7 protein-coding genes are annotated in these 8,073 nt (G+C 68.4%); 6 read left to right on the top strand and 1 reads right to left on the bottom strand.

Annotated features, from left to right (window positions below):
- Positions 1 to 493 precede the first annotated feature (493 nt).
- The gene (locus HUA78_RS42595; RefSeq protein ID WP_141647013.1) at positions 494 to 1,027 is read left to right on the top strand and encodes a hypothetical protein; all 534 of its coding nucleotides are present in this window, start codon (positions 494 to 496) and stop codon (positions 1,025 to 1,027) included.
- Positions 1,028 to 1,042: 15 nt separating this feature from the next.
- Positions 1,043 to 1,579 (top strand): hypothetical protein, encoded by a 537-nt coding sequence (locus HUA78_RS42590; protein ID WP_174467933.1) that lies wholly within the window; start codon positions 1,043 to 1,045, stop codon positions 1,577 to 1,579.
- A gap of 100 nt (positions 1,580 to 1,679) precedes the next feature.
- Here HUA78_RS42590 and HUA78_RS42585 read toward each other — a convergent pair whose 3' ends face one another.
- Positions 1,680 to 2,318 carry a glutathione binding-like protein gene (locus HUA78_RS42585; protein ID WP_174462468.1) on the bottom strand — a complete coding sequence of 213 codons (639 nt, stop codon included), beginning with the start codon at positions 2,316 to 2,318 and terminating at the stop codon, positions 1,680 to 1,682.
- 104 nt (positions 2,319 to 2,422) lie between these two features.
- Between HUA78_RS42585 and HUA78_RS42580 the strand changes: the two genes are divergently transcribed.
- The 4 genes from HUA78_RS42580 to HUA78_RS42565 all read left to right on the top strand — a co-directional run bounded on the left by HUA78_RS42580 (position 2,423) and on the right by HUA78_RS42565 (position 8,071).
- A complete protein-coding gene (locus tag HUA78_RS42580) occupies positions 2,423 to 3,352 on the top strand; it encodes a LysR family transcriptional regulator (RefSeq protein WP_174478826.1) in 930 nt (309 codons plus the stop codon).
- A gap of 247 nt (positions 3,353 to 3,599) precedes the next feature.
- Positions 3,600 to 5,921, top strand: a complete 2,322-nt coding sequence (locus tag HUA78_RS42575; RefSeq protein WP_174478825.1) for a hypothetical protein — start codon at positions 3,600 to 3,602, stop codon at positions 5,919 to 5,921.
- 153 nt (positions 5,922 to 6,074) lie between these two features.
- Positions 6,075 to 7,199: an NAD(P)-dependent alcohol dehydrogenase gene (locus HUA78_RS42570; protein ID WP_174478824.1), complete on the top strand. Its 1,125-nt coding sequence runs from the start codon at positions 6,075 to 6,077 to the stop codon at positions 7,197 to 7,199.
- A gap of 32 nt (positions 7,200 to 7,231) precedes the next feature.
- Positions 7,232 to 8,071 carry an SDR family oxidoreductase gene (locus HUA78_RS42565; protein ID WP_174478823.1) on the top strand — a complete coding sequence of 280 codons (840 nt, stop codon included), beginning with the start codon at positions 7,232 to 7,234 and terminating at the stop codon, positions 8,069 to 8,071.
- The last annotated feature ends 2 nt before the right edge of the window (positions 8,072 to 8,073 follow it).

The following is an 8,073-nucleotide window of genomic DNA, read 5'->3' as shown; positions in this document are numbered from 1 at the left end:
CTCATGGTGCGGGTACATGCCTACCTCAACGCGCGGAATGCACAGCGCTCTGCCTGTCCATCCCTGCGCCGAGCCGACCTCAGGCGTGCCTCCTGACGTCGTGCGAGAATCGAGATCGTTGGTTTAGATGCTCTCGCAGCCCGTACCAGTGCAGCAGCTCCTGCAACGCGCTGCCCAGCATTCCTATGAGGATGATTTGAATCGCGCTCATGTCGGCCCTCCCGAGGTTCGGTTCCACGAGGCAGGAGTCCGCTCCGTCGCGATGTGACGCGGAGCGACCGGGCTCACGGCCACCCCTTCGTTCGTCCGCGCTGGCGGGCACATCCGATGGCACACCTGGCACACCTGTGCCAGATGCCGACGGCCCCGTGTGACTCAGTCCTTTCGGATGTTTGGCTTTGAGCGACCTGGGCGAAACGCACGGCATTCGCGTTGCACATGCGGTCCTGGGCACCAAGACGGTGCTTCTTGTGAAGAAAAGGACCCGCTGAACATGAAGAAGACCTCGCTTCGCGCGTTGTTCTCCGCGCTGCTGCCCGCGCTCCTGCTGGCCCCCGTGGCCCCGGCCGTCGCCGCCGAGCGCCTGACCTCCGCCTTCGCCTGCTTCCAGAGCACCGAGGACCGGCCCGAGGCCGACTTCGACGCGACGACGCACGGCGTGCGCAACCGCTCGGAGGGCATCAACTGGCAGTGGATCGACCTGCGCTGCCCCGTCGTGGTGGACACGGCGTTTCCGCTGAGCAGCATCTCCCAGGTCAACGTCCATGGATACGACGGCCACAGCGGTCACGACATCTATGCGATGGCCTGCGTCGCCTGGCGCTGGGCCACGGGCGGCCGGTGCGGCGGCGCGGTGCGCAGCGCGAACACGGGCACCTATGACGTGCCGATGTACCACACGGGTGTGGACTCGCTTTACTACTGGAGGACGGCGCATTGGGACTACCCCTATGTCCTCATCCAGCTCCCGGGCCGTGGCGACGCCGGGTTCAGCTCGGCGGTGGGCTACACCCTCTACAAGCCGTGATGTGAGGGACCGGCCATGAAGAATCGCACCGTCCCCTTCCTTTCCGGACGCGTGCTCCTCGCGCTGGCGGCATGTGCCGTCGGCGCGGCGGGAGCCACGCTCACCCTCCGCGCCCCTTCCGCGGTGAGCCTCTCCGACGCGGCACCGCCCGCGGTCCCCGAGGAAGCCACCGTGCGACCTTCTCCGCCGGCCCCGGTGGACCCCGCCGAGGAGCAGCGGCGGGTGCTCGCCGAATACGCGGGCGAGCTTCAGCGCCACGACCAGGAGCCCATTCAACCCGGCTGGGCCGTGCCCACCGAGACGGGACTCCGCGCCGACCTGGACACGTTGCGCACGCGTCGGCCGTTCTCCGTGCTGGGCGTCGATTGCAGGACGCGCACCTGTGTCATGACCCTGGAGTGGCCCGACTACGAGCGGGCCACGGAGACGGCGGACGCCTTGCTGCACCATCGCTACGTCGTGCCGTGCGCTCGCACCGTCTTGATGCCGGAGCCACCTCGGCGGAACCAGCCCTACCGCACGCAGGTCTTGCTCGACTGCATGCGCGGGTGAGGACGGCCAGGGAGTCCGGAGCGAGCTGCACGCACCGGACTCCCTACCGATGCGCGCCAGGTACGAACTCCACCAAGCGTGTCACGCCGTTCCGAGTCGCTCACGCCTTCGTCGGGTTTCGGGCCTGGTACTCCGAGTAGAGCGTCCGCTCCTCGCGAAACGCCTGCGCGATGCTCGGCCGCTCCCGGAGACGCGAGACGTAGGAGACCAACGCGGGCCACTTCTTCAGGTCCACGGGGGTCGCCACGCACCACCCCAGCACCGCGAACAGGTAGGCGTCGGCGACGCTGAATTCCTGCAACAAGAACTCGCGACCGCTCAGGTGCTTCTCCAGCAGGTCCAGCCGTGAGGTCGCCTTCCCCAGGGCATAGGCCTTCGCCCCCTCGGGAGCCGCGGGGTCCAGCAGCGGCGTGAAGACCGCCTTGTGCAACTCCGTGCCGATGAAACACAGCCATTGCTGGAGCCGCTCACGCTCCTTGCGCTCCGTCGGCGCGAGCCTCGCCTCCGGCCAACGCTCCGCCACGTGCTGGAGGATGGCCGCGTTCTCCGAGAGGATGTCTCCGTCATCCGTCCGGATGGTCGGCACGAAGCCCAGCGGGTTGATCTCCCGATAATCCTGGCCGTCCTGCGTGCGCTTCGTCTTCGGGTCCACCTCCACGAACGTGGCCTTCGCGCCAGTCTCGTAGAGTGCGATACGGGTCGCCAGCGAGCAGGCCAGCGGAGAGAAGTAGAGCTGCATGGTCATTCCTCCAGGACGTCGAACACGTTCCCCTCTGGGAACGCCGACGACTCTGGCCCCCGCCGACCTATGCGTCCAACGCATCCTTCGCATAGGCTCGATGCATGAGTGACATCGCCAGCCCCCCCAACACCCGCCTCGACATCAAGGACCTGCGCGTTGTCGTGGCCCTCGCTTCGGCGCGTACGACGGCGCAGGCCGCCTCCGTGCTCCACCTCACGCAGCCCGCGGTCAGCCGCGCCCTGCTGCTCGCGGAGGACAAGCTCGGCACCCGCCTCTTCGACCGCACCCACCGCGGCCTCGTCCCCACCGAAGCAGGGAGACAGCTCGTCGCCGGCGCCTCGCGACTGCTCGTCGAGCTGGGTGACCTGGAGCGCTGTGTCCTCACACCCGCCGCCCCACCCCTCCGCCTGCGCCTCGTGTGCGAGTGCTACACCGCCTACCACTGGCTCCCCTCCCTGCTCGTGGACCTGCGCAGGAGCATGCCGGGGCTGGAGGTCACCCTCGCCGTGGAACACACGCGCGACCCCATCCCGGCCCTCGAAGCGGGAGACATCGACGTCGCGCTCCTCACCCAGGCAACCATCCCTCGCGCCACGCTCGGGGCCCGCAAGCTCTTCTCCGATGAGATTGTCTTCGTCGTGTCCTCATCGCACCCGCTCGCGGGACGAAAGACACTCACGCGGGATGACCTGCGTGAGCACACCCTGCTCACGTCCCAGACACCTCCGGCGGAGTCCCACTGGTTCCTCACCCAGGTCTTCGGCCGGGAGCGCCCCCGCCTCCGCTTCGAGCGACTCCCCCTGACGGAGGCGATGTTCGACCTCGCGCGCGCCGGCCTGGGCGTCGCCGTCATCTCGGAGTGGATCGCCGGACCGCATCTCGGAAAGGGAGACCTGGTCGCGAAGCGGCTCGCCTCGGGGCCGCTGCAGCGCTCCTGGCGCATCGCCTGGAGACGCGAGGCCAGTGAGGCCGCGCACCGCCTGGCGACCGCCCTGGAGGGCCTCGCGCCCCGCCGTCTCGCCGCGGGGTGAGCCACGGCACTGCGCTGAAGCTCAAGCTCACCCTGCTCGAAGTCCTCGTAGCCCGGGCGGTGTTCAATACCGTACTGCTCGCGCAGCGCCTCACGCCTCGTCCGGTCCGAACACCTCCAACCCGGGCGCCCGCACGACAGGCCGCTCGCGGCATTTGAGGGAAGAAATGGGGGGAGTGCCGTTCAGCCAGCGCGGGCCTTGGAATCGCAGTCACCGCCGCGTCGCAACTCCTACCCCTGGACGACCCATGCTTGAAACTCCGCGGTTGACCCTTCTCATCACCGTCGTGACAGCGATGAGTCTCATTGGCTGCCAGAGCGCCGAGCCCCCGGCGGACGAGCGCGTCATCACCTATGGCCACGGCGCCTTCCTCGGGGAGGGCGGCAAGGTCATCACCGCTGACCTTGGAATGGTGCAGCGCACGCAGAAGGACTTCCTGGAGACCCTGCGGCGTCAGTCCCTGGAGAAAGGCGGCCTCGACATCGACGGCCCGCGCAAGGTCATCACCAGTCAGGTGGAGGACGAGGTGCTCGCCAACGCGCTGTACATCGACTGGTTGAACGACACGCTGCGCCCCGAGGACTTCACTCGCATCCGCTCCCTCAACGGCGCTATGCGCATGCACTACCTCAAGCGCCTGAGCACGTCGAAGGTGGGACGAGACGAGCAGCACGAGACGAAGGGCGTGGGCGCCGACGTCGCGAGGAAGCTGGAGGCCCAGGGCATCAAGACCTTCTCCATCACGGAGAACAGCGGCGAAGCCTACATCCGCGAGTGCGCCGCGGCCGGGGTGCCCATTCCTCCGCCCATGTTCTCCGCGGGCTGGGTCAACCGAGGCGTCATCGAAGACGAGTTCATCAGCACCACCGAGAAGGCGGAGTTGATGCACTACACCAGCGACAAGCCGCCGGGTGTCTGCCTCGCCCTGCCCCGCTACCTGCGCGACGACAAGTCCATCGACCTGCTCGGCATCATCTGCCTCGGCACGCTCAGCAACAAGGCGTGCTTCTGGGACAACCCCGCGAGCAAGACCTTCATCCGAGGCGTGCAGGTGGACATCAAGGACTTCGTGGGTGGCTATGCCCTCGAAGCCAACGACCAGGGCACCTGCTCGGACTGCCACGCGGGCGAGAACCCCTTCGTCGTCCACCCGGAGAAGCCCCCCTTCATCGGCTTGGACCTGTTCGGGACGGGCTGGTACGAGCCCATCGTCCATCAGGACTGGCCGCAGAACCCGGGCCCCTCGTATCTGCTGGAGGCCGTGTCCTCCGAGGGTCGCTGCGACAGCTGCCACCGCGCGGGCGGCTCCGGTCGCCGATTCCCCGCGCTCTCCAAGGAGCTGCCCGGCTACTGCGCCATCGTCCTGGAGACCGCCGTCAGCCCTCCGCTGCCTGGAACGATGCCGCCCTACGGCGCGGACCGCTCACAGTTCACCGCGCACGTCGACGCCCTGCGCAAGGCCTGCAAGGCGCCGAAGCCGACGGGGACCACGGTGCCCGGCAACATCCCGGATGACACGGGCTATCTCTCGCCGCCCGTGGTCATCGACCCGCTGTATGGCTGCGCGACGCAGGTCGCGGTGCGCGGCGCGGTGCTCGACGCGAAGGTGACGCTGACCATCAACGGCACCGACGTGGGCTCGCTCATCGCCCGCAGTCCCAACCACGAGGTGTTCAACGTGCCGGCGCTGGTCGCCGGTGACAAGGTCTCCGCCCGGCAGGAGAGTGGTGCGGCGGTGTCCGGCCCTTCACCGGAGATCAAGGTCCGCGACCACAAGGTCGACTTCCCCACGGGACTGCCCGCGCCCGCCATCGACCCGACGCTCATCTACGAGTGCGCGGAGGTCATCTCCGTGCGCCACGTCCCGGGCGCGAAGCTCACCGTCACGGTGAACGGAGGCTCGGCCGTCTCGTCGTCGACCAGCACGGACTGGACGGCCATCCGCCCGGGCAAGACGCCCTTCGTCGTGGGCGACGAGTACAAGGCGGTCATCAGCCTGTGCGGCGACAAGAGCCCGGAGTCCGCGCCCCAGAAGGCCGTGAAGGCGCCCGCGAGCATCCCCGCGCCCTCGTTCGACCCGCCGCAGACCTTCGCGGGTCAGCAGTTGGTCAGCCTGGGCTCGCTGACGAACGGCGCCCGGACGAGCATCGACGTGTTGGGTGTGGGCTCCGCGGGTGGCTTCTCCACGCCCATCTCCTGGTTCCCGGACTACGACTTCGCCACGCCCCTGGGCCGCGCCCTGAACTCCGGAGAGGTCCTGGTCGCCCAGCAGAAGCTGTGTGATGCGGGCCCAACGAACCAGACGCCGCCGGCGGGGAGCTGCAAGGAACTGCCGGCGCCGCGCATCCTCCAGCCGCTCGCGGGCACCAACTTCGTCATCGTGTCGCAGGCTGTCCCCGGCGCACGCATCCGCGTCTATGACAGCACCAACAAGGAGATTGGCGACGGCAGCGGCAACGTCATCCTCTTGAGCCGCGACCTGGTGGCGACGGACATCCTCACGGTGGTCCAGCAGGTCGGCAAGTGCACCAGCGGCACCGCGTACCGCATCAGCGTGCGCGGCGGGTAGCCACGCGCACGTGGGCAGGAGGCTCGGCCGGCGCCAGGCGACTGGCGTGGAGCCGAGCCTCCCTGCGTCCCCGCTGAATGCAGCGGGCAAGACTCCTCTCCCCGGCAGGGCGTTCGTACCCTAGCCAGGACCGGCACGAAGGAGAGAGAGCCAATGAGTGAGCAAGCCCAGGCCAGGGCGGCCGTCGTGTGGAAGAAGGGCGGCCCCTTCCAGCTCGAGGACGTCACCGTCGAAGCCCCTCGGGCGGACGAGGTGCTCGTCCGGATGGTCGCCACGGGCATGTGTCACACCGACATGATTGTCCGCGACCAGTTCTACCCGTTGCCGCTGCCCATCGTCCTGGGGCACGAGGGCGCGGGTGTCGTCGAGCGCGTGGGCGACCGGGTGACGAAGGTAGCCCCGGGCGACCACGTCGTGATGGCCTTCACCTTCTGCGGAAAGTGCGACCTGTGCCAGTCAGGGCATCCTGCGTACTGCCGGGAGTTCTACGCGCGGAACATGGGCGGTGGGCGGATGGACGGGTCCACCGCGATTCAAAAGGAGGGCAAGCCCCTCCATGACCACTTCTTCGGCCAGTCCTCGTTCAGCACCTTCGCCATCGCGACGGAGCGCAACATCGTCAAGGTGCGCAAGGATGTGCCGCTGGAGCTGCTCGGGCCCCTGGGCTGCGGCATCTCCACGGGAGCGGGCGCGGTCCTCAACTCCCTGGGAGTCAAGGCCGGGCGTAGCTTCGCGGCCTTCGGCTCCGGCGCGGTGGGGCTCAGCGCCATCATGGCCGCGCGGCTCGCGGGGGCCACCACCATCATCACCGTGGACACCAAACCCAACCGCCTGCAACTGGCGCAGGAGTTGGGCGCGACGCATGCGGTGAATGGTCAGACCGAGGACGCGGTGGAGTTCATCAAGCGTGTCACCGGAGGCCGGGGCGTGGACTACACCCTCGAGTCCACGGGGAACCCGAAGGTGCTTCGGCAGGCCATCGACTCGCTCGACATCCTGGGGACGTGCGGTGTCGTCGGCGCGCCTCCCGTCGGCACCGAGGCGAGCTTCGACGTGAATGACCTCATGATTCCCGGCAGGAGCGTGCGCGGCATCGTCGAGGGCGACAGCGTCCCGGACGTCTTCATCCCCCAGCTCATCGACCTCTACGCCCAGGGTAGATTCCCGTTCGACAAGCTGGTGAGGTTCTACCCCATGGAGCAGATCAACCAGGCAGCCAAGGACTCGGAGAAGGGTGACACGCTCAAGCCCATCATCCGGATGACGCGGCCCACCTGAGGGCCTCGCTCCCCAGCCACGGAGGAGACGACATGGCGGACACACCGATTGCCGTCACCGGCTGCACGGGTCGCCTCGGGGGACGCATCGCGCGGCGGCTCTCGGCCCAGGGAGTCGCTCAGCGACTCATCGTTCGCGACGCGAAGCGGGCCCCTTCGCTGCCGGGTGCAGAGGTCCACGTCGCGACCTATCGAAATCGCGACGCGCTCGCCCGCGCGCTCGAGGGCGTACGGACCGCGCTCTTCGTGTCCGCGAAGGAGGCGCCGACCCGACTGGAGGAGCACTTCGCGTTCATCGAGACCGCGGCGGCCGTGGGCGTGGAGACGCTCGTCTACACGTCGTTCTACGGCGCGGCCCCGAATGCCACCTTCACCTTCGCGAGGGACCACTGGGCCACCGAGCAGCGCTTGCGGGAGCAGCGCTTCTCCTCGGTGATGTTGCGAGACAACCTCTACCTGGACTTCCTCCCCATGATGGCGGGAGAGGACGGCGTGCTCCGAGGCCCCGCGGGTCATGGACGGGTCGCGGCCGTTGCGCAGGACGACATCGCCGATGTCGCCACCGCCGTGCTGCTGAATCCCCGCGAGCACCGGGGCCGGACGTACTCGCTGACCGGACCGGAGTCGCTGACACTCGACGAGGTCGCCGCCGTGCTCAGTCGGAAGCTGGGGCGTCCCATCCGCTACCAGGCGGAGAGCATCGAAGAGGCGTATCGCTCGCGGGCCCGCTACGGAGCCGAGCAGTGGCAGGTGGACGCGTGGGTGAGCACGTACACTGCCATCGCCGCGGGTGAGCTGGCGGACGTCACGACCGACGTCGAGCGCGTGGCAAGACATGCGCCCATGAGCCTGGAGACCCTGCCCCTGACGTGAGC

Source organism: Myxococcus sp. CA033 (assembly GCF_013336625.1).
Classification (GTDB): Bacteria; Myxococcota; Myxococcia; order Myxococcales; family Myxococcaceae; genus Myxococcus; species Myxococcus llanfairpwllgwyngyllgogerychwyrndrobwllllantysiliogogogochensis.
Note: the sequence above shows the minus strand (reverse complement) of the source record. Positions and strands in the feature narration are given on the sequence as shown.

Coding starts and splice junctions, on each gene's coding strand:
- HUA78_RS42595 (WP_141647013.1), top strand. CDS start 494: ATGAAGAAGACCTCGCTTCGCGCGTTGTTCTCCGCGCTGCTGCCCGCG.
- HUA78_RS42575 (WP_174478825.1), top strand. CDS start 3,600: ATGCTTGAAACTCCGCGGTTGACCCTTCTCATCACCGTCGTGACAGCG.
- HUA78_RS42570 (WP_174478824.1), top strand. CDS start 6,075: ATGAGTGAGCAAGCCCAGGCCAGGGCGGCCGTCGTGTGGAAGAAGGGC.
- HUA78_RS42585 (WP_174462468.1), bottom strand. CDS start 2,318: ATGCAGCTCTACTTCTCTCCGCTGGCCTGCTCGCTGGCGACCCGTATC.
- HUA78_RS42580 (WP_174478826.1), top strand. CDS start 2,423: ATGAGTGACATCGCCAGCCCCCCCAACACCCGCCTCGACATCAAGGAC.
- HUA78_RS42590 (WP_174467933.1), top strand. CDS start 1,043: ATGAAGAATCGCACCGTCCCCTTCCTTTCCGGACGCGTGCTCCTCGCG.
- HUA78_RS42565 (WP_174478823.1), top strand. CDS start 7,232: ATGGCGGACACACCGATTGCCGTCACCGGCTGCACGGGTCGCCTCGGG.